Source organism: Nocardioides sp. Kera G14 (genome assembly GCF_020715565.1).
Lineage (GTDB): Bacteria > Actinomycetota > Actinomycetes > Propionibacteriales > Nocardioidaceae > Nocardioides.
The window spans coordinates 1,227,566-1,248,196 of sequence record NZ_CP085839.1; the positions used below are offsets into that span (position 1 = coordinate 1,227,566).

A 20,631-nucleotide genomic window follows, 5' to 3' on the forward strand; every position below is an offset into this window, starting at 1 on the left:
GAGGGTCAGGGGAGTACGACGACCTGTGCGGCCCAGGTCAGGCCGGCGCCGAAGGCGATGAGGAGCGCGGTGTCACCACTGCGGGCGTCACCCTCACGTCTCATCCTCTCCAGGGCCAGGGGGATCGAGGCGGCCGAGGTGTTGCCCATGTCGGTGATGTCGCGGGCGATCCGGACGTGGTCGGGCAGCTTCATCGCCTTGGCCATCGCGTCGATGATGCGCAGGTTGGCCTGGTGCGGGACGAAGCAGTCGAGGTCGTCGACGCTGAGGCCGGCACGGTCGAGTGCCTCGAGGGCACTCTTCGCCATGGCGAACGAGGCCCAGCGGAAGACGGGGTTGCCCTGCATGGTCAGGTGAGGGAACGACCCGGTGGCAAGGGCTTCCGGCCAGCCCTCCCGCTGGGTGATCAGGTCGGAGCGCTCACCGTCGGAGCCCCAGACGACCGGCCCGATGCCGGGCTCGTCGCTCGGTCCGACGACGGCGGCGCCGGCACCGTCGGCGAAGATGAAGGCCGTCCCGCGATCGGTCTGGTCCGTGAGCTCGGAGAGCCGCTCGACGCCGATGACCAGCACGTGCCGGGCGCTCCCGCCGCGGACGAGGTCCGAGGCGAGCGCGATGCCGTGGCAGAAGCCGGCGCATGCGGCGGAGATGTCGAAGGCCGCCGGCTGTTCGGCGCCGAGCTCGTGGGCGACGGCCGCAGCCAGTGAGGGCGTCTGGAGCATGTGGCTGACGGTCGCGACGATGACGCAGTCGATCTGGCGCGGGTCGATGCCGGCATCGGCGAGGGCGTCGCGGGCGGCCGAGGTCGCCATCAGCTGGACGGTCTCCTCGGGGGTGGCCCAGCGCCGTTCGGTGATGCCGGTGCGGGTCCGGATCCACTCGTCGCTGGAGTCGATCGCCTCGACCAGCTCGCTGTTGGGCACGACGCGGGACGGTCGGTAGCCGCCGTACCCGAGGATGCGGCTGTGCGCCGCGCCGGTGCTGGGGCGCAGGGCGGTCATCGGGCGGCCGCCGGGGCAGCAGCGGGGTGGAGGCGGACGAGGGGCTGACCCGGGGAGACCAGGTCGCCGTCCTCCACGAGCCACTCGACCACGTCGCCTCCGTGGGCGGCGGTCACCGAGATCCGGTCGCGCGTGCCGACCACGTCGCCGATGGGGGCACCGGCGCTGAGGGTCTCGGCATCGCGTGCGTCGGAGCTCAGCTCGAACATGCCCTTCGACGGCGCGACGACCATCCGCCAGGTGGGGCTGAGCTCGAACGGGGACGGCTCACCGTGGCGGTCGCAGAACTCCCGTGCCGCGTCGAGCTGGTCGGGAGTCTTGAGGGCGAAGGTCTCGACGTCCTTCCCGAAGAACCGCTTGGCGATGCCGGTCAGGGTGCCGGCCGGCGGGATCTCGAGGAGCCCGGTGACGCCGAGGTCGGCCATCGCCTCCATGCAGAGGTCCCAGCGGACCGGCTGCGAGATCTGCCCGACGATCCGGCGCAGCACCTCGGTGCCGGAGTGGACGACCTGGCCGTCACGGTTGGAGATGACGCGGGTGCGCGGGTCGTGTGTGGACACCGACTTCGCGAGGTGGTCGAGGCGGCCGACGGCAGGCGCCATGTGCATGGTGTGGAAGGCGCCGGCGACCTTGAGCGGCGCGAGCCGCGCCTTGGCCGGCGGGTCGTTCGCGAGGTCGGCGAGCTGGTCCAGCGTGCCGGCGGCGACGATCTGCCCCGGGCCGTTGTCGTTGGCGGGGACGAGGTCGTGCCGTGCCAGCGTCGCCAGTACGTCGCCACGCTCCCCACCCAGCACGGCGGTCATCCCGGTCGCGGTCGCCGAGGCGGCCGACGCCATGGCGGCACCCCGCTCGCGGACCAGGACCATCGCCTGCTCGGCCGTGATCACGCGGGCGCCTGCCGCGGCGGTGAGCTCCCCGACGCTGTGCCCGGCCACCGCGCCGACCCGTCCGAACGCGTCGGCGGGGTGCGGGAAGAGCTGGAGGGCGGCCAGGAGGCCGGTCGCGACGAGCAGCGGCTGTGCCACGGCGGTGTCGCGGATGGTCTCCTCATCGGCCTCGGTCCCGTAGTGCGCGAGATCGAGACCGGCCACGGCGCTGAGCCAGTCGAGGCGGGCGGCGAAAGCCGGGTCCTCGAGCCAGGGCGTGAGGAGTCCGGGGGTCTGGGATCCCTGTCCGGGAGCGACGACGACGAGCACGTGTTCCACCCTGACGGGCTACTCGCCAGTCACCTCTGCGCGGCGTTCACCAACATCGCGAGACGACTTTGGAGGCTTCCTACAACGGCCGCGTCAGCGCGCGCTGCCGGCCCAGCGTCAGGGCGATCCGCAGGGTCCAGGCATCGCGGGCGTCGGTCGGGGCGAGGCCGGTGGCGTCGGCGACCTGACGGAGCCGGTAACGGACCGTGTTGGCATGCACGAAGAGCGCCCGCGCCGTGGCCTCGAGCGAACCGCCCGCATCGAGATAGGCGGCGAGGGTCTCGACGAGCGCCGGGTTGTCGAGCGCGAGGTAGATCTGGGAGACCAGCTGGTCGGCCGCGGTGGCGTCTCCGGCCAGCACGCGCTCGGGGAGGAGGTCGTCGGCCAGGACCGGCCGAGGCGCATCGGGCCACCCCGCGCTGGCGCGGTGGCCCGCCAAGGCGGCCGAGGCCGAGATGGTCGCCTCGGCGAACGAGCTCACGATCGGCCCCGCCACCACAGGCCCGGGCGCGTAGAGCCCGTCGAGGAGCGAGGCCGCCTCGATCGGCTTGTCCGCCCCGCCCAGCAGCACGACGAGCAGGTCGCCGTGGAGGGCGCAGAGCGCATCGAGGCCCGCTGTGCGGACGAGGCGCCGGACCTCGTCGAAGAGGTCGGTGCCGCCCTCCGGTGCGTTGCCCACGACGACCGAGAGCGCACCGGCCCCGGCCCAGCCCAGGGCACCAGCGCGGGAGAGGACGGCCTCATCGGTCTCGCCGCGCAGGACCGCGTCGACGACGAGCGCCTCGAGGCGGGCGTCCCAGGCGCCACGCTGCTCGGCGGCACGGGCATAGACCTCGGCCGTCGCGAAGGCGACCTCGCGGGCGTATCGCCCGACGGCCTCATGGACGATCGGCAGGTCCTCGGCGGACAGGAGCGTGTCGAGGTTGGCCTCGATGACGTCGATCGAGAGGCGCACGAGGTCGACGGTCTGCTGCAGCGTGATCACACCCGTCAGGGCGCGGGGAGCAGCACCGAAGACGCTGGCCGCCAAGGAGGCTCCGTCCACGCGCTCGACCTGTCCGGCGGCGTACCACTCGGTGAAGCTCTGGATGCCCGCCTGGACGATCAGGCCGACCCACGAGCGGTCCTGGGCGGAGAGGTCCCGGAACCACGTGAGGTCGGACTCCATCCGCGCAGTGGCGGCGGTGGCGAGCCGCCCTGTGGAGCGCCTCAGGACGGCCGAGCCGGCGGGGGCGGGACGACGGCTCATGCGGTTTCTCCTGACGGGCTGGTGAACGGGTGGTTGAATCCATCACCATGGTGCAGACACAGTTCGTGACGATCCACGGTCATCGCCGTGCCTACGCGATCGGTGGTCCGCCGGTGGGAGAGGCGCCCGTGCTGCTGCTCCTGCACGGCCTGGCGTGCGACCGGCACACGTGGGACTCCGTCTGGGACGACCTCGCCGAGCGCTACACGGTGATCGCGCCGGACCTGCTCGGCCACGGCGAGTCGGACAAGCCGCGCGGTGACTACTCCGTCGGTGGCTACGCCAACGGCATGCGGGACCTGCTCACGGTGCTCGGCATCGACAAGGTGACCGTGATCGGCCACAGCTTCGGTGGCGGTGTCGCGATGCAGTTCGGCTACCAGTTCCCCGAGCGCACCGAGCGGATCTTCCTGGTCGACGCCGGTGGCTTGGGCCGTGAGGTGACGCCGTTCATCCGCGCCCTCGCCCTGCCGGGGTACGACGCCGTGCTGCGGTTCCTCACGATGCCGGGCGTCCTGCACCTCAACATCGGCATGATGCGCGCACTGCACGCGCTCGTGCCGACCCCTCACACCCGCGACCTCGCCGAGGTGGCCGAGATCATGGAGTCCTTCAAGGAGCCCGGCAAGCGGCGCGCCGTGCACCAGCTCGTCACCAACGCGATCGACTGGCGCGGGCAGATCGTCTCGATCCGCGACCGCGCCTACCTCACCGAGGAGATGCCGCTCTGCGTCCTGTGGGGCGAGGACGACATGGTCATCCCCGCCAAGCACGCCGACGTCGTCGCGGAGCTCGCGCCTGCCGCCCGCGTCGTCGTCATCCCGGACGCCGGTCACTTCCCGCACAAGGACCACCCCGCGCAGTTCGTGGCGCTCGTGGACGACTTCATGACGACCACCTCGCCTGCCGTGTACTCGCGGGCGAAGTGGCGCCGGCTGCTCAAGACGGGCAGGCCGGCACCACTCAGCTCGGTCAGCGACGAGACCATCAAAGCCACCGCAGACCTGGCGTGACGCTTACGCGTCGCCGCCCTCCTGCTTGACGCCCTCCATCGTGGTCGGGTCGTCGATGCGGTAGGTGCTGAAGGCCTTCTCCACGACACCGCGGTCGATCTTCCCGGCGTCGGCGAGGGCCTGCAGCGCCTGCACGACGACCGAGTGGGCGTCGATCTGGAAGAACCGGCGAGCGGCCGGACGGGTGTCGGCGAAGCCGAAGCCGTCGGCACCGAGCACGCGGTAGTCGGCCGGCACCCAGCGCGCGATCTGCAGCGGGACGGCCCGCATGTAGTCGGAGACGGCGATGACAGGAGCGGCGTCGCCGCCCTCAGGACCGGCCAGCTTGTCACTGATGTACGCCGTCCGGGCACTCTCACCGGGGTGGTTGAGGTTCCACGACTCGGCCGCGATGGCGTCGCGGGCGAGCTCGTTCCACGAGGTGACCGACCAGGTCTCGGCAGCCACACCCCAGTCCTCACGCAGGATCCGGGCCGCGTCGGCGACCCACGGGAAGCCCACGCCCGAGCCCAGGAGGCGGACGGTCGGCCCGTCGCCCTCGGCCTGGCTCACGCGGTGGATGCCCTTGAGGATGCCCTCGGTGTCGACACCCTCGGGCTCCGCCGGCTGGGGGACCGGCTCGTTGTAGACGGTGAGGTAGAAGATGACGTCCTCGCCCTTGCCGTCACGGCCGCCGTCGCCGTACATCCGCTCCAGGCCGGAGCGCATGATGTGCCCGACCTCGTAGGCGAACGCGGGGTCGTAGTGCACGACCGCCGGGTTGGTGGCCGCGATCAGCGGGCTGTGGCCGTCGGCGTGCTGCAGGCCCTCACCGGTCAGGGTGGTGCGGCCCGCGGTGGCGCCGATCAGGAAGCCGCGCGCCATCTGGTCGGCCATCGCCCAGATCGAGTCACCGGTGCGCTGGAAGCCGAACATCGAGTAGAAGATGTAGAACGGGATCATCGGCTCGCCGTGCGTCGCGTACGACGACCCGGCCGCGATCGCCGACGCCATGGCGCCGGCCTCGGAGATGCCCTCGTGCAGCATCTGCCCGGCGGTCGACATCTTGTACTGGAGCAGCATGTTGCGGTCGACGCCCTCGAACTGCTGACCCGCCGGGTCGTAGATCTTGGCGCTCGGGAACATCGCGTCCATGCCGAACGTGCGGTACTCGTCGGGCGCGATCGGGACGATACGCTTGCCGATGTTGGGGTCGCGCATCCAGTCCTTGAGCAGACGGACGGTGGCCATGGTCGTGGCGACCTTGCCGTTGGCGCCCTTCTTCAGGTCGGCGTACGCCTTGTCGCCGGGCAGCTCCAGCGCAGCCGAGCGGTTGATCCGGTTGGGCAGCGAGCCGCCGAGCGAGCGGCGACGCTCCATCATGTATTCGATCTCGGGGGCGTTCGCGCCGGGGTGGAAGAGCGGGAACTTGCCGGTCGCGGCGTACTTCTCCTCGATCACCTGGTCGGTGACGGGGATGTCGAGCCGGTCGCGGAACTTCTTGGCGTCCTCGACGGTGAGCTTCTTCATCTGGTGGGTGGCGTTCTTGCCCATCAGGGAGTCGATCGTCCACCCCTTCACCGTGTGGGCGAGGATGACGGTCGGCTGCCCGGCGTGCTTCGTGGCCGAGTCGAACGCGGCGTACACCTTGCGGTAGTCGTGCCCGCCGCGCGGCAGCTTCTCGATGTCGCGGTCGGTGAGGTGCTCGACCATCTTGCGCAGGCGCGGGTCGGGACCGAAGAAGTGCTCGCGGTTGTAGGCGCCGTCCTCGACCGAGTAGGTCTGGAAGGCACCGTCGGGGGTGGTGTTCATCTTGTTGACGAGCACGCCGTCGACGTCGCGGGCGAGCAGGTCGTCCCACTCGCGGCCCCAGACGACCTTGATGACGTTCCAGCCGGCGCCACGGAAGTTGGCCTCGAGCTCCTGGATGATCTTGCCGTTGCCCGTGACCGGGCCGTCGAGCTGCTGCAGGTTGCAGTTGATCACCCAGGTCAGGTTGTCGAGCTCCTCGCGGGCGGCGATGCGCAGCGCGCCCATCGACTCGGGCTCGGCCATCTCGCCGTCGCCGAGGAAGGCCCACACGCGCTGGTCGCCGGTGTCCTTGATGCCCCGGTTCTGCAGGTACTTGTTGAACCGCGCCTGGTAGATCGAGTTGATCCCGGTCAGGCCCATCGACACCGTCGGGAACTCCCAGAAGTCCGGCATCAGCCGCGGGTGCGGGTACGACGACAACCCCTGTCCGACGCCGTGCTGGACCTCCTGGCGGAAGCGGTAGAGCAGCTCCTCGGAGAGCCGGCCCTCGAGGAACGCACGCGCGTAGATGCCGGGGGAGGCGTGACCCTGGATGAAGACCTGGTCACCGCCGCCCGGAGCGTCCTTGCCGCGGAAGAAGTGGTTGAAGCCGACCTCGTAGAGCGACGCCGACGACTGGTAGGTGGCGATGTGGCCGCCCACCTCGAGACCCTTGCTGTTCGCGCTGGAGACGAGCATCGCCGCGTTCCAGCGGATGTAGGACCGGATCCGGCGCTCGGTGTCCTCGTCGCCGGGGAACCAGGGCTCACGCTCCGGCGGGATGGTGTTGATGAAATCCGTGCTGCGCAGTGCTGGCACCCCGATCGCGCGCTCACGGGAGCGCTCGAGCAGGCGGAGCATGACGTAGCGGGCGCGGTCACGACCGCGGGCGTCGACCATGGAGTCGAACGAGGCGAGCCAGTCCCGGGTCTCATCGGGGTCGATGTCCGGAAGCTGGGTGGGGAGCCCCTCGTGGATGACGGTGGGCGTCGGCTGCGCCGGAGTGGTGGATTCGGTCACAACCTGCATGGTGTCACTGTCTGGTCCCACGAAAAACTTACCCACCAGTAGCCACACCCGGGTTCTGACTTGCGGAAACGCCCGGGCCTTGCGCCCGAGGTGCGATCCACGGTGGACTGTCCTCCCAACAGTCACAGAATCAAAGGGGAGTAGATCAACGTGGGCTCGACCGCGGCCGCCAGGCCAGCAGACCGCCTCGGCTTCAAGTCAGGCATGGTGGTCCAGGAGCTGGGCTGGGATGACGACACCGACGACGAGCTGCGCAGCTCCATCGAAGACGTCATCGACGGCGACCTCGTCGACGGCGACTACGGCAACGACGTCGACGCCGTGCTGCTGTGGTGGCGCGAGGACGACGGCGATCTCGTCGACGGTCTCGTGGACTCCCTCACCGACCTCATTGGTGGCGGCGCCATCTGGTTGATGACGCCGAAGGTCGGGCGCCCCGGCGCCGTCGACGCCGCCGACATCGCCGAGGCCGCGCCCCTGGCCGGTCTGGCACAGACCTCCTCGGCCACGGTGAGCAAGGACTGGGCCGCGACGCGCCTGGTCACACCCAAGTCTTCATGAAGGACCTCGTCACCCCGCTGCGCGTCATCGCCGGCTCGGGGATCGTCCGACCCTATTCGCCGGTCGCCGTCGCCAAGCTGCTCAAGGTCCTGCACGACTGGGGCACCGGCCCCGCCGGTGGCTTCGCGACGCTGGCGGTCCGCCACCCGGGCAAGGTCGGCGTGATCGACGAGCTCGGGTCACTGACGTGGTCCGAGCTCCACCGTCGCTCCAACGCGCTCGCCCGGGCGTTGGCCGAGCGTGGCGTGAAGGAGGGCGACGGCGTCGCGATCATGTGCCGCAACCACCGCGGGTTCCTCGACGCCATGATCGCCGCCGGCAAGCTCGGCGCCGACGTGCTCCTGCTCAACACGGCCTTCGCCGGCCCGCAGCTCGTCGAGGTGCTCGGTCGCGAGAAGCCGAGCGTCGTCATCCACGACGAGGAGTTCACCGGCCTGTTGGCCGACGCGGACGTCGAGCGCCGGGTCGTCGCGTGGACGGACACGGCCGTCGAGGCCGACACGGTCGAGTCCCTCATCGCCGCAACGTCGGGTGACGACGTACGGGCTCCGGGGCGGCACGGGCGGATCATCATCCTGACCTCCGGTACCACCGGCACGCCGAAGGGCGCGCCCCGCAACGAGGCCGGCTTCGACGCCGCGATCTCCCTGCTCTCGCGGATGCCCTTCCACGCCGGGTGGCGCACGTACGTCGCCGCGCCGATGTTCCACACCTGGGGCCTGGCCCACCTGCTGTTGGCCATGCTGCTGGGCACGACGCTCGTGCTGCGCAGGAGGTTCGAGCCGGAGGACGCGCTGGTCGCACTGTCCTCCCACCGCTGTCAGGGTTTCGTGGTGATCCCGGTGATGCTCCAGCGCATCCTCGCGCTGCCCGAGGAGACCCGGCGGAAGTACAACCTGTCGTGGCTGCGGGTCGTGGCTTCGTCCGGCTCGGCCCTGCCCGGCGACCTGGCACTCGCATGGATGGACGCATGCGGCGACAACCTCTACAACGTCTACGGCTCGACCGAGGTCGCCTACGCCTCGATCGCGACACCGGAGGACCTGCGCACCGCGCCGACCTCGGCCGGCAAGCCGCCGTGGGGCACGACCGTCCGCATCCTGTCGCCCGTGGGCGAGGAGCTGCCGACGGGGGAGTCGGGCCGGATCTTCGTCGCCAACGGCTTCCTCTTCGAGGGCTACACCGGCGGCGGCCACAAGGAGATCGTGGACGGACTCATGTCCACCGGCGACATCGGTCGCTTCGACTCCGACGGACGCCTCTACGTCGAGGGACGTGACGACGAGATGATCGTCTCCGGTGGGGAGAACGTCTTCCCCAAGGAGGTCGAGGACTGCCTCACGCGCCACCCCGCGGTCACGGACGCTGCGGCCATCGGCGTCGACGACGAGCACTTCGGCCAGCGGCTGCGCGCCTTCGTGGTCGTCACCTCGCCGGTCGAGGAGGACGAGCTGAAGGACTGGGTCCGCGCCAACCTCGCCCGTTACAAGATCCCGCGCGAGATCCACGTGCTCGAGGAGCTGCCGCGCAATGCCACCGGCAAGGTGCTCAAGCGCGAGCTGCGAGACTGGACCCCGTGACTGGCATTGCACTCGGCGGACCGGCTCCCGACTTCACGTTGCGGGACCAGTTCGGTCAGGACGTGACGCTGTCGTCGTACGCCGGCACCAAGGCGGTCGCGGTGCTCTTCTATCCGGCGGCCTTCTCCGGCGTCTGCACCGGTGAGATGGCGGGCCTGCGTGACCGGCTCGACGAGTTCATGAGCTTCGACACCGAGGTGCTCGCGGTCTCGACCGACCCGGTCTACGCGCTGCGCGCCTTCGCCGACTCCGACGGGCTGAACTTCCCTCTGTTGAGCGACTTCTGGCCGCACGGGGAGGTGGCTCAGGCCTACGACGTGTTCGACGAGCGCAAGGGGATGGCCCGCCGGTCGTCGTACGTCATCGACAAGGCCGGCACGGTGCGGTGGTCGGTGCACAACGCCAACCCCGACGGCCGCGATCTCGACGAGCACCTGCGCCAGCTGCAGCTCGCCGCCGAGTAGGCCCGGGTGGGTCGAACGGCCCGATGGTCTGGACCGGAACGGGCAATTTTCGCGGTTCTCGCACGAACCGAGGTCCGGACTTCTACTGTTCTACTCGTTCCCCTGGAGACCCGAGACTCCAGGGGAACATTCAATTTCGGCTAGGCTGTCCGCCGCCGTTCCGGGGCGTATAGCTCAGTTGGTTAGAGCGCTGCCCTTACAAGGCAGATGTCGGGGGTTCGAGTCCCTCTACGCCCACCGCGTGAGCTCGTTGCTCCAGTCCAGGTCGATCAGGTCTGCCGGGAGGTCGTCGACGCGGCGGGCGCCGGCGTCGAGGAGCTCGGCGGTGCTGAAGCCGCCGGAGCGGAGGGTCAGGCAGCCCAGGCCGGCACGCGCGGCAGCTTCCACGTCGTAGACGGTGTCGCCGACGAAGACCGCGGCGTCGACACCGTCGAGACGGCTCAGGGTCTCCTGGATCAGGTCCGGCGCGGGCTTCGAGCTGTCGACGTCGTCGCTGGTGAGCAGGAGCTCGATGTCGTCGCCGATGCCGAGCAGGTCGACAGCCTCCTGGGAGAACTGGGGATCACCGGAGGAGGCCAGCGCCACCCTCAGTCCTTGGGAGCGGACAGCGCGGACCAGGTCCGCGGCACCCCGCAGGGGCTGGACCTCCTTGCGGAGCTGCGTGTACTCCTCGCGCCACGCGGCACGGAGATCGTCGCCGTACTGGGTCTCGGTCTCCTCGCCGGCCACCTCACCCACGAGACGGTCGCCGCCCATCCCGATGCTGCGGTGCAGCCGCCACATCGGCGGAGCCTCGATGATGCGGGTGAAGGCGCGGTGCCAGGCAACGGCGTGGTGGTACGTCGAGTCGACGAGGGTGCCGTCGACGTCGAAGAGGACGGCACCCTTTGCTTCGGTCATGCGGGGGCCGCCGCGCGGAGCTTCTCCAGCAGCGGGCCGGCGGCCTCGGCGAGGAACCGGTCCTGATCCTCGTCACCGATCTGCACGAGGGCGATGTCGGTGAACCCGGCCTTCCAGTACGCCGACACCGACTCCACGATCGCGTCCAGATCCGGTCCGCACGGGATCGAGCCCGCGACGTCCTCCGCTCGTACGAATTGGGTCGCTCCTGCGAAGCCGGCCGGCGTGGGCAGGTCGGCGTTGACCGCCCAGCCGCCACCGAACCACCGGAACTGCTCGTGCGCCTTCGCGACCGCTGCCTCCTTGTCGGGACCCCAGCAGATCGGGATCTGGCCGATCGCGCGGGCTTCGCTGCCGACCTGTTTGGCGCCCTCGACCTTGTTCCACCCGGAGATGAGGTCGGCGTCGGGCTCGACCCCGATGAGGTGGTCACCGAGGGGTGCGAACTGCTCGACGGCTCGGTTGCCGGCGACGGCGAGGCCGATCTCGACGCCCTCGTCGGGCAGATCCCAGACGCGCGCGGAGTCGACCTGGAAGTACTCGCCGCGGTAGTCGACCAGCTCACCGGTGTGCAGCGAGCGGATGATGTCCACGGCCTCCCGCAGCATCTCCTGCCGGTCCTGGATGGCAGGCCAGCCCTCGCCGACGACATGCTCGTTCAGGCTCTCGCCGCTGCCCAGTCCGAGGGTGAAGCGGCCCTCGGCGAGGATCTGGAGCGTCGCAGACTTCTGCGCCACGACGGCAGGGTGGTAGCGGATCGTCGGGCAGGTCACGTAGGTCATCAGCCCGACGCGCTCGGTCGCCTGTGCGACGGCCCCGAGCACCGTCCATGCGTAGGGCGCGTGGCCCTGCTCGGTGAGCCACGGGGAGTAGTGGTCGCTGGAGACCTCGAAGTCGAAGCCCGCCTCCTCGGCGGCGACGGCGTAACGCACCAGCTCTCGCGGGCCCGACTGTTCGGTCATGAGGGTGTATCCGAACTTCGTCATGCTGGCCCGGTACCCCGCCGGACCGAGGGCCATTCAGGACGCTCCCAGTCGGCGATCGGACCGGGGACGACCTGGAAGAGCGGATGTGGGCGGGGGAGCGTGCCGTGCCACCGCTGCCACTCCTCAGGGCTGCGACGCGCCAGCTTGGCGAGTAGGTGCTCCCACTCGTAGCCGATCTGGCCGTCGGTGACGGAGAGTACGGGCTCGGGCGGTCTCGGGATGAGGATCCGGGACCGGTCGAAGCGGTAGCCACGCCGATCGGCCTCGTCGGCCAGCCCGGTGAGATAGGCGCCGATGAGTGCCTCGCCGTGGGGTGCCGCCCGGAACCGGAGGAGCTGCGGGTGTCGCGTGTAACCCTTCGTGCGTCCCGCGAGCACCGCCTGCGCCAGGAGCGTCTCGCGCCAGCAGGCGATCAGCGCCTGGCGGTCGAGGTGGGCGGGGTGCACCGACCAGATCCTCACCGGGACAACGTAGGGCAGGCTCCCGCGTGTTTTCTTGACTCACTCCAGATAAGGGAGTTGAGTATCGGACGTGGTCGCGAACGGTGAGGAGCTGCTGCGTGGGGTGGACCTGCGTGTCACCCGCCCGCGCGTGGCGGTCCTGGCCGCCGTACATGCCCATCCGCATGCGGAGACCGACACCGTCATCGCGGCGGTCCGCGAGGAGCTCCCCGACGTCTCCCACCAGGCCGTGTACGACGTCCTGCGGGCGCTCACCGACGCCGGCCTGATCCGGAAGATCCAGCCACTCGGCCACGTGGCCCGTTACGAGTCGCGCGTCGGTGACAACCACCACCACGTCGTCTGCCGCTCCTGCGGCGCGATCGGCGATGTTGACTGCGCTGTCGTCGTCGGTGGCGGCCACACCCCCTGTCTGACCGCCTCCAACGATCACGGCTTCGTGATCGACGAGGCCGAGGTCATCTACTGGGGCACCTGCCCCGCCTGCAGCACCCATTCCTGAAAAACCCCTCTGGAAGGAAGCACATGTCCGAGAACGAGAGCCCCCAGGGCATCGACCGCAAGGCCGAGGGCGGCTGCCCCGTCATGCACGACAGCGCGGCCGGCAGCGGCGGCAGCGAGAGCGAGAACCCCGGCATCCCGTCGCCGGAGCCCAAGACCGGCGGTCGTCCGCACACGTTGAAGGACTGGTGGCCCAACTCGCTGGACCTCTCGGTCCTCCACGCCCACAGCCCGCAGGCGAACCCGCTCGGCGCCGACTTCGACTACGCCGAGGAGTTCAAGAAGCTCGACCTGGCGGCCCTCCGTCGCGACGTCGTCGCGGTGCTGACCGACTCCAAGGACTGGTGGCCGGCCGACTTCGGCCACTACGGCGGCCTCTTCATCCGGATGAGCTGGCACTCCGCCGGCACCTACCGCGTCCACGACGGCCGCGGCGGCGGTGGCGAGGGCGCACAGCGCTTCGCGCCGCTCAACAGCTGGCCGGACAACGTCAGCCTCGACAAGGCGCGCCGCCTGCTCTGGCCGGTCAAGCAGAAGTACGGCCAGAAGATCTCGTGGGCCGACCTGCTCGTCTTCGCCGGCAACGTCGCGCTCGAGGACATGGGCTTCCAGACCTTCGGCTTCGGCTTCGGCCGTGAGGACGTCTGGGAGCCCGAGGAGATCTTCTGGGGTCCGGAGGACACCTGGCTCGGCGACGAGCGCTACAGCAGCTCCGAGGAGAACGACCGCCAGCTCGCCGACCCGCTCGGCGCAGTCCAGATGGGTCTCATCTACGTCAACCCCGAAGGCCCCAACGGCAACCCCGACCCGCTCGCGTCGGCCCGCGACATCCGCGAGACGTTCAAGCGGATGGCGATGAACGACGAGGAGACCGTCGCCCTCATCGCCGGTGGTCACACGTTCGGCAAGACCCACGGTGCCGGCCCGGCCGAGTCCGTCGGCCCGGAGCCCGAGGCCGCCCCGCTCGAGATGCAGGGCCTGGGTTGGAACAACAGCTTCGGCACCGGCAAGGGCGCGGACACGATCACGTCCGGCCTCGAGGTCACCTGGACCACCACGCCCACCCGCTGGAGCAACGACTTCTTCAAGATCCTCTTCGGCTACGAGTGGGAGCTCACCGAGAGCCCGGCCGGCGCGAAGCAGTGGGTCGCCAAGGACGCCGAGGACATCATCCCCGGCCCGACCGCCGACTCGCCCAAGCGCAAGCCGACCATGCTGACCTCCGACCTCGCGCTGCGGTTCGACCCGATCTACGGCGAGATCTCCAAGCGCTTCCTCGAGAACCCCAACGAATTCGCACTGGCCTTCGCCAAGGCCTGGTACAAGCTGCTCCACCGCGACATGGGACCGGTCGACCGTTACCTCGGCCCGTGGGTGCCCGAGCCGCAGCTGTGGCAGGACCCCGTGCCGGCCGTGGACCACGAGCTCGTCAACGACGCCGACGTCGCATCCCTCAAGGAGACCCTCCTCGGCTCCGGCCTCACCGTCGCCCAGCTGGCCACCACCGCGTGGGCCTCCGCCGCGAGCTACCGCCACACCGACAAGCGTGGCGGCGCCAACGGCGCCCGCCTCCGCCTCGAGCCGCAGAAGAGCTGGGAGGTCAACGCGGGCGCCGGTGAGGTCATCGCCAAGCTGGAGGAGATCAAGGCCGGCTTCGACACCGACACGAAGAAGATCTCCCTGGCCGACCTGATCGTCCTCGGCGGCGTCGCCGCGGTCGAGAAGGCCGCCAAGGACGCCGGCGTCGACGTCGCTGTCCCGTTCCACCCGGGCCGCACCGACGCCAGCCAGGAGGAGACCGACGTCGAGTCGTTCGGCTACCTCGAGCCGCGCGCCGACGGCTTCCGCAGCTACGTCCGGCCGGGCGAGAAGCTGCCAGTCGAGACGCTGCTCGTGGAGCGCTCCTACATGCTCGGCCTCACGGCCCCCGAGATGACCGTCCTCGTCGGCGGTATGCGGGCGCTGGGCACCAACGTCGGCGGCACCAGCCACGGTGTCCTCACCGACAAGCCGGGCGTGCTGACCAACGATTTCTTCGCCAACCTGCTCACGCCGGGCATGACGTGGAAGGCCTCGGCCAGCGAGGAGAACGTCTACGAGATCCACGACGGCAGCGGACTGAAGTGGACGGCCACCCCGGCCGACCTCATCTTCGGCTCGAACTCCATCCTGCGCGCCCTCGCCGAGGTCTACGCCTCCGAGGATGCCAAGGAGAAGTTCGTCAAGGACTTCGTCGCCGCGTGGGTGAAGGTCATGGAGAACGACCGCTTCGACCTGCACAAGTGAGCTGATCCGTGCCTCCCGTGCCCGCTGCCGAGATCGTTGCTGTCGATCCGGCAGATCCCCGGGCGCGGGAGGCGATGGACCGCTACTACGCGGAGATCGACGCCCGCTTCCCGAACGGCTTCGATCCCGGCCCGCACAGCGAGGCGGACGACGCCACGCTGCGGCCGCCCGACGGGGTGTGGCTGATCGCCGTGCGGGACGGCGAGCTGCTGGCCGGCGGGGGAGTGCGCACGTTCTCGGGTGAGACGCCGCCGTACGCCGAGATCAAGCGGGTCTGGGTGAGCCCCGACGCACGCGGGCTCGGTCTCGGCCGTCGGATGATGGCGGAGCTCGAGCGCAATTGCGCGGAGCTCGGCTTCGCGACCGCGCGCCTGGACACGAACGAGGCGCTGCCCGAGGCCATCGCGATGTACGAGAAGACCGGCTGGACGCGGATCGAGCGGTACAACGACAACCCGTACCCGACGCACTTCTACGAGAAGCGGCTCGGCTGACCTACTGTGAGGTGACGCGCGTCTCACCCAGCCGACGGAGGTCGTCCATGCAGGTCCCGCTCACACTCTCGACGTTCCTGGACCGTGCCGTGACGGCGTACGGCGACCGCGTCGGCATCGTGGACGAGCCCAGCCAACCGGCGGCGCCGCTCGGCGGCAACGGCCTGACCTGGCGCGAGGTGGGCGACCTCGCCCGACGGATGGCGGCCCGGCTCGACGAGCTCGGCATCGGCGTAGGCGAGCGGGTGGCGATCGTCAGCCACAACTCCGCGCGACTCCTCGTCGCCTTCTTCGGCGTGGCGGCGACCGGCCGGGTGCTGGTGCCGATCAACTTCCGGCTCCGACCCGACGAGGTCCGCTACATCGTCGAGGACTCGGGCGCGCGCCTGCTCCTCATCGACCCCGAGCTGGACGTCTCCCTGGCCGACATCACCGCCGAGCACCGCTACGTCCTCGGCGACGACGACGCGATCTTCGCCGCACCGGGCGCTGTGCCGAGAGAGTGGGACGAGGACGAGAACGCCACCGCGACGATCAACTACACCTCGGGCACGACCGCGCGCCCCAAGGGCGTCGAGCTCACCCATCGCAACCTGTGGATCAACGCGACCATCTTCGGCCTCCACGTCGGGGTCACTGACCGCGACGTCTACCTCCACACCCTTCCGACCTTCCACGCGAACGGGTGGGGCATGCCGTTCATCGGTGCCGGCCTGGGCGTCAAGCAGATCGTGCTGCGCAAGGTCGACGGTGCCGAGATCCTCCGGCGCATCGACGAGTACGGCGTCACCTATCTGTGCGGCGCTCCCGCCGTCGTTGCGGCGGTGCTCGACGCTGCCAAGGAGTGGGACGGCCCGATCCCGGGGCGTGATCGCGTGCGGATGGTGGTCGCGGGTGCTCCGCCGCCGACGCGCACCGTCGCCCGGCTGGAGGAGGAACTGGGCTGGGAGTTCATCCAGATCTACGGCCTCACCGAGACCTCACCCGTCCTCACGGTCAACCGCACCCGCGAGGAGTGGGACGACCTTCCGGTGCTGGAGCGCGCCTCCAGGCTGGCCCGCCAGGGCGTGCCGGCACTGGGTGTTCGGCTCTCGCTCGACCCGGAGGGCGAGGTGCTCGCGCAGGGCAACCAGGTGCTGAAGGGATACTGGAACAAGCCGGAGGAGACCCAGAAGGCCTTGGAGGGCGGGTGGTTCCACACCGGTGACGGCGGCAGCATCGGCGAGGACGGCTACCTCGCGATCAGCGACCGCAAGAAGGACGTCATCATCACCGGCGGTGAGAACGTCTCCTCGATCGAGGTGGAGGACGCCCTCTTCTCACACCCTGCCGTGCAGGAGGTCGCCGTGATCGGTGTCCCCGATGAGAAGTGGGGCGAGACGATCCTCGCCCTCGTGGTGCTGGCGCCTGAGGCGACCGCGACCGAGGCCGAGCTGAAGGCGTTCTGCAAGGAGCGGCTCGCGGGCTACAAGACCCCGACCGTCATCGAGTTCCGCGACGAGCTCGCCCGTACCGCCACCGGCAAGCTGCAGAAGTTCAAGCTGCGCCAGCCCTACTGGGAGGGTCGCGAGCGGCAGGTCAACTGAGCTTGACCGTGCCGTTGGGGGTGCGGAGGTAGTACCGGCCGTCTGGGGAGCGCCAGAGGGGGTAGCCGGGTTCGAGCTTGGTGTAGGTCCAGTCGGTGAAGGTCTTCATCCGGTGGTGGTACCGGCACAGGCAGCCGAGGTTGTCGCTGGCGGTGGGTCCGCCACGGCCGGGATGGTCGTGGTCGTACTCGTCGATGTGGTCGAGGTCGGTGTCGCGGGCGTCTCGTTCGCAATGGGGTGCGACGCAGGTCTTGTCGATCAGGACGGCTTGTTCTCGCATGTCGGCGGAGGGGACGTAGCCGTTGCGGGTGAGGTTGCGGTTGAGGTCGAGGACGGGCCGGGTGATGACTTTGGTGTTGGAGGCCTGGCACCATTCGCGGACCTGGGTCAGGGTGGTGAGGCCGGTGGCGCCTTCGGTGGTGAACTGTCCTTCGTTGTTGGCGTGGACGTAGAGGTTCACGATCCGTGACGCGGTCGCTGTGCCGTTCGGGGCCGTGTCTGCCTGTCCGCCGGTGAGGTAGTGGCGGGCGATGAGGCCGAGGGCTTGGGACCTGCGGACGTCGAGTGATTCTTCGGAGCCTTGCTCTTTCAGTTCCGCGGCGCCCTTCTGGAGTGCTGCTTCGAGGTCGTTGCCGTCGGCTCGGCGGGCGGCTTCGTCGGGGTCGTAGCGGTCGATGGCGTGGGCGATGAACCGCTTCAGTGCGGTCGGGCCGATCTTCTCGAACCGCATGTGCAGTTCTTTGTTGAGCCAAGCCGCGCCTTCCGAGGTGAGCACGCGGCTGGCTTGGGCGACCAGGCGGGCTTTCCAGACGGGGAGTTGTTCGTCGAAGAGGCGGAAGAAGAGCTTCGGGAGGCGGTGGTGGAGTTCGAGCGCGTCGCCGATCCAGGAGCGGGCTTGGTGGTCGCTCATGCCGGTGGTGGTGGCGAACTCCATGACGGCGTCTTCGTGGAGGAGGGGTGTGCCGTCGCCGGCGAGGGGGATGTCGTTGATCCGGTCACCGCGGGCTGCCTGCGCCGGGTCGGTGGTCTGGTGCTGTTTCGCCCAGTCGATGGTGTGGAGGAGGGCGGAGATCTCGGCCATGTTCGCCATGTTCTTGTTGATGGCGATGAGTTCGAGGGGGCTGTCGACGGGCATGCCGACGGAGGGGCCGAGGATGTTCTCGGTGGATCCGGCGTCTACAGCTTGCGATATGCGCCGATCCTATCTGTTCGAGCAATCGAACGCAACAGATTCACCGAAGTCGATCCCCACTAACCTGTTCGTGTGCCCGCCCTCGCCGAGATCGTCGACCTGATCCACTCGTGGTTCCCGCCGGAGACGGCCGAGGAGTGGGATGCGGTCGGGCTCGTGTCCGGGGCACCGGAGGACCGCGTCGAGCGCGTCATGTTCGCGGTCGACCCGACCCTGGAGGTCGCGCAGGAGGCGGCGGAGTGGGATGCCGACCTGCTGGTCGTGCACCATCCGCTCTACCTCCGCGGTACGACGACGATTGCTGCCACGACGCCGAAGGGCCGCACCCTCACCACCCTCAACCGTGCCGGATGCGCTCTCCTGACCGCGCACACCAACGCCGACCGTGCGGTGGACGGGGTGAGTGCGGCGATGGCGTCGGCTCTCGGGCTGGCCGAGCAGCGACCGCTGGCCTCAGTGAAGGAGGACGGCGTCACGGGCATCGGCCGGATCGGCACCGTCGCCCCCACGACTCTGCAGGAGTTCGCCGAGACCGTTGCGGGCGTACTGCCGCAGACCGCTCATGGTGTGCGGGTCGCCGGAGATCCGTCACGGAGGATCGAGACTGTGGCGCTCTGCGGTGGCGCCGGCGACTTCCTGCTCGGCGACCCGGTGCTGGACGCGGCCGACGTCTACGTCACCTCCGACCTGCGGCACCACCCGGCGCAGGAGTTCCTCGAGCGCGGGACGGGGGCGCTGATCGACGTCGCCCACTCCGCGGCGGAGTGGCTGTGGCTGCCGGCGACAGCAGCCAGACTCGCCGAGGCCATTAGGGTGGAGACCCGGGTCAGCACTCTGGTGACCGACCCGTGGACATTCCGAATCTGAGCTCGATCCTGAGGACCCATCTGTGAAGAGCGACCCCTTCGCCCAACTCAAGCTGCTCGACCTCCAGGAGCTCGACTCCAAGGCACTGCAGCTGCGGACCGCCGCCGCGCGGATCCCAGAGCTCGCGGAGATCGCCGAGGTGCAGGCGGAGCGGCTCGAGGTGGAGACGAAGGCCCGCGACGTGCGGATCCGGGTCGCCGACCTCAGCGCCGCGCAGACGAAGGCCGAGGCCGACGTCGAGGCCGTCCGCGCCCGTCGCCGCCGCGACCAGGAGCGGATGGATGCCGGCAGCATCGGCGACCCGAAGGCGCTCTCGGCGATGACCCACGAGCTGCAGAACCTCGACCGTCGGATCAGCGTCCTCGAGGACGAGGAGCTCGAGGTCATGGAGCAGCTCGAGGCGGCGCAGTCTGTGCTCTCCGACCTGGAGGAGCTGCTGTCGACGTACGACGACAGGCTGGCGGCCCTCGCCGCGAGCCGTGACGGACGAGAGGCCGAGCTGCACCAGCAGTTGGCCGACGTGCTCGCCGAGCGGCCGTTCGCGACAGACGGGATGCCTGAGGACCTGCTGGCGCTCTACGAGCGGATCCGCGAGTCCAAGGGCGGCGGCGCCGCCGAGCTGCGCGCTCGTCAGTGCACCGGCTGCGGCATCACCCTCGACGCGGCCGAGCTCTCCCGAATCCGCGGCCTGCCGAGCGATGAGGTCGTCCGGTGTGAGGAGTGCGGCCGGATCCTGGTGCGGACGGCCGAGTCGGGGCTGTGAGCGAGCCCGTCGGCGACGAGTCGCTGATCGAGGAGATCGAGGATCCTGCTCCTCCGATCGCCCGCGGCTCCTGGTCCTCCGGCGATGCGACGACACTGGTGCTCGTGCGCCACGGCGTCACCCCGCACACCCAGGCCAAGCGCTTCTCCGGCGGGCTCGGCGGAGACAACCCGCCCCTGGCCGAGGAGGGCCGTGAGCAGGTCTCGTTGACCGCGGCCTGGATCAAGCCGTTGCTGCGCGAGGCCGCTGCGGTCATCGCCTCACCGGTCCAGCGCACGCACGAGACGGGCGAGATCCTCGCCTCGACCCTCGGCCTGCCGCTGGAGCTCGAGCCGGGCTTGGCGGAGATGGAGTTCGGCCACTGGGACGGTCTCACCTTCGCCGAGGTCTCGGCGCAGCACGGCGACGAGATGAAGGCCTGGCTCGGCGCGCTCGAGCGGGCGCCGCGTGGTGGCGAATCCTTCCGGGACGTCGAATCACGGGTCCTGGCTGCGCTGGAACGGTTGCGGTCGGCGTACGCCGGGCGGACGGTGGTCGTCGCGAGCCATGTCACCCCGATCAAGACGATCGTCGCCCATGCTCTGGGTGCGCCGTTGGAGGCCGTGTTCCGGATGGAGCTCGCCCCGGCTGCCGTCTCGGTGGTCAGTTTCTACGCTGATGACCGTGCGTCGCTGCGGCTCTACAACGCGTTGCCTCCCGAGCGCTTCGGGAGCGAAGCCGGACTCTGGTGAC

The 20,631-nt window shown here is 69.7% G+C and carries 19 protein-coding genes and 1 tRNA gene; 12 read left to right on the plus strand and 8 right to left on the minus strand.

Annotated elements, in window-relative coordinates; translation table 11 throughout:
- Window positions 1-5: 5 nt before the first annotated feature.
- The 3 genes from LH076_RS06105 to LH076_RS06115 form a co-directional block, all read right to left on the minus strand.
- The gene (locus LH076_RS06105) at window positions 6-1,001 is read right to left on the minus strand and encodes a beta-ketoacyl-ACP synthase III (RefSeq protein WP_227783102.1); all 996 of its coding nucleotides are present in this window, start codon (window positions 999-1,001) and stop codon (window positions 6-8) included.
- A complete protein-coding gene (locus LH076_RS06110; RefSeq protein WP_227783103.1) occupies window positions 998-2,197 on the minus strand; it encodes an acyltransferase domain-containing protein in 1,200 nt (399 codons plus the stop codon). The genes LH076_RS06105 and LH076_RS06110 overlap by 4 nt, the downstream gene beginning before the upstream one ends.
- Window positions 2,198-2,276: 79 nt before the next feature.
- A complete protein-coding gene (locus LH076_RS06115) occupies window positions 2,277-3,446 on the minus strand; it encodes a PucR family transcriptional regulator (protein WP_227783104.1) in 1,170 nt (389 codons plus the stop codon).
- Window positions 3,447-3,493: 47 nt separating this feature from the next.
- On the opposite strand from LH076_RS06115, the gene LH076_RS06120 reads away from it, so the two are divergent.
- Window positions 3,494-4,459: an alpha/beta fold hydrolase gene (locus tag LH076_RS06120; protein ID WP_227783105.1), complete on the plus strand. Its 966-nt coding sequence runs from the start codon at window positions 3,494-3,496 to the stop codon at window positions 4,457-4,459.
- A gap of 3 nt (window positions 4,460-4,462) precedes the next feature.
- Here LH076_RS06120 and aceE read toward each other — a convergent pair whose 3' ends face one another.
- Window positions 4,463-7,258: a pyruvate dehydrogenase (acetyl-transferring), homodimeric type gene (gene aceE, locus LH076_RS06125; RefSeq protein WP_227783106.1), complete on the minus strand. Its 2,796-nt coding sequence runs from the start codon at window positions 7,256-7,258 to the stop codon at window positions 4,463-4,465.
- A 150-nt stretch (window positions 7,259-7,408) separates the two neighbouring features.
- On the opposite strand from aceE, the gene LH076_RS06130 reads away from it, so the two are divergent.
- From LH076_RS06130 to LH076_RS06145, 4 genes are all read left to right on the plus strand, one after another.
- The gene (locus LH076_RS06130; RefSeq protein ID WP_227783107.1) at window positions 7,409-7,819 is read left to right on the plus strand and encodes a DUF3052 domain-containing protein; all 411 of its coding nucleotides are present in this window, start codon (window positions 7,409-7,411) and stop codon (window positions 7,817-7,819) included.
- Window positions 7,816-9,399 carry an AMP-binding protein gene (locus LH076_RS06135; protein ID WP_227783108.1) on the plus strand — a complete coding sequence of 528 codons (1,584 nt, stop codon included), beginning with the start codon at window positions 7,816-7,818 and terminating at the stop codon, window positions 9,397-9,399. The genes LH076_RS06130 and LH076_RS06135 overlap by 4 nt, the downstream gene beginning before the upstream one ends.
- Window positions 9,396-9,863 carry a peroxiredoxin gene (locus LH076_RS06140; RefSeq protein WP_227783109.1) on the plus strand — a complete coding sequence of 156 codons (468 nt, stop codon included), beginning with the start codon at window positions 9,396-9,398 and terminating at the stop codon, window positions 9,861-9,863. Before LH076_RS06135 ends, LH076_RS06140 begins: the two co-directional genes overlap by 4 nt.
- 163 nt (window positions 9,864-10,026) lie before the next feature.
- Window positions 10,027-10,100 (plus strand) — tRNA-Val (locus LH076_RS06145).
- On the opposite strand, the gene LH076_RS06150 is transcribed toward LH076_RS06145, so the two are convergent.
- The 3 genes from LH076_RS06150 to LH076_RS06160 are packed head-to-tail and all read right to left on the minus strand — an operon-like array spanning window position 10,092 to window position 12,210.
- Window positions 10,092-10,763 (minus strand): HAD family hydrolase, encoded by a 672-nt coding sequence (locus tag LH076_RS06150; protein ID WP_227783110.1) that lies wholly within the window; start codon window positions 10,761-10,763, stop codon window positions 10,092-10,094. The genes LH076_RS06145 and LH076_RS06150 overlap by 9 nt on opposite strands.
- Window positions 10,760-11,749, minus strand: a complete 990-nt coding sequence (locus LH076_RS06155; RefSeq protein WP_227783111.1) for an LLM class F420-dependent oxidoreductase — start codon at window positions 11,747-11,749, stop codon at window positions 10,760-10,762. The genes LH076_RS06150 and LH076_RS06155 overlap by 4 nt, the downstream gene beginning before the upstream one ends.
- The gene (locus tag LH076_RS06160; RefSeq protein WP_227783112.1) at window positions 11,746-12,210 is read right to left on the minus strand and encodes a pyrimidine dimer DNA glycosylase/endonuclease V; all 465 of its coding nucleotides are present in this window, start codon (window positions 12,208-12,210) and stop codon (window positions 11,746-11,748) included. Before LH076_RS06160 ends, LH076_RS06155 begins: the two co-directional genes overlap by 4 nt.
- Before the next feature lie 70 nt (window positions 12,211-12,280).
- Between LH076_RS06160 and LH076_RS06165 the strand changes: the two genes are divergently transcribed.
- The 4 genes from LH076_RS06165 to LH076_RS06180 are packed head-to-tail and all read left to right on the plus strand — an operon-like array spanning window position 12,281 to window position 17,077.
- A complete protein-coding gene (locus tag LH076_RS06165; protein ID WP_227783113.1) occupies window positions 12,281-12,712 on the plus strand; it encodes a Fur family transcriptional regulator in 432 nt (143 codons plus the stop codon).
- Window positions 12,713-12,735: 23 nt separating this feature from the next.
- A complete protein-coding gene (gene katG / locus LH076_RS06170) occupies window positions 12,736-14,997 on the plus strand; it encodes a catalase/peroxidase HPI (RefSeq protein ID WP_227783114.1) in 2,262 nt (753 codons plus the stop codon).
- Between the two features lie 8 nt (window positions 14,998-15,005).
- Window positions 15,006-15,491, plus strand: a complete 486-nt coding sequence (locus LH076_RS06175) for a GNAT family N-acetyltransferase (protein ID WP_227783115.1) — start codon at window positions 15,006-15,008, stop codon at window positions 15,489-15,491.
- 47 nt (window positions 15,492-15,538) lie between these two features.
- Window positions 15,539-17,077: an AMP-binding protein gene (locus LH076_RS06180; RefSeq protein ID WP_227783116.1), complete on the plus strand. Its 1,539-nt coding sequence runs from the start codon at window positions 15,539-15,541 to the stop codon at window positions 17,075-17,077.
- Here LH076_RS06180 and LH076_RS06185 read toward each other — a convergent pair.
- Window positions 17,070-18,212 carry an HNH endonuclease signature motif containing protein gene (locus LH076_RS06185; RefSeq protein WP_227783117.1) on the minus strand — a complete coding sequence of 381 codons (1,143 nt, stop codon included), beginning with the start codon at window positions 18,210-18,212 and terminating at the stop codon, window positions 17,070-17,072. The genes LH076_RS06180 and LH076_RS06185 overlap by 8 nt on opposite strands.
- Before the next feature lie 129 nt (window positions 18,213-18,341).
- Here LH076_RS06185 and LH076_RS06190 point away from each other — a divergent pair, with 129 nt between their 5' ends.
- From LH076_RS06190 to LH076_RS06200, 3 genes are read left to right on the plus strand one after another with little or no spacing between them, the layout of a single operon-like run.
- A complete protein-coding gene (locus LH076_RS06190; protein ID WP_227783118.1) occupies window positions 18,342-19,136 on the plus strand; it encodes a Nif3-like dinuclear metal center hexameric protein in 795 nt (264 codons plus the stop codon).
- A 22-nt stretch (window positions 19,137-19,158) separates the two neighbouring features.
- The gene (locus LH076_RS06195) at window positions 19,159-19,899 is read left to right on the plus strand and encodes a zinc ribbon domain-containing protein (protein ID WP_227783119.1); all 741 of its coding nucleotides are present in this window, start codon (window positions 19,159-19,161) and stop codon (window positions 19,897-19,899) included.
- Entirely contained in the window at window positions 19,896-20,630 is a 735-nt protein-coding gene (locus LH076_RS06200; protein WP_227783120.1) for a histidine phosphatase family protein, read from the plus strand. The genes LH076_RS06195 and LH076_RS06200 overlap by 4 nt, the downstream gene beginning before the upstream one ends.
- Window position 20,631: the final 1 nt, after the last annotated feature.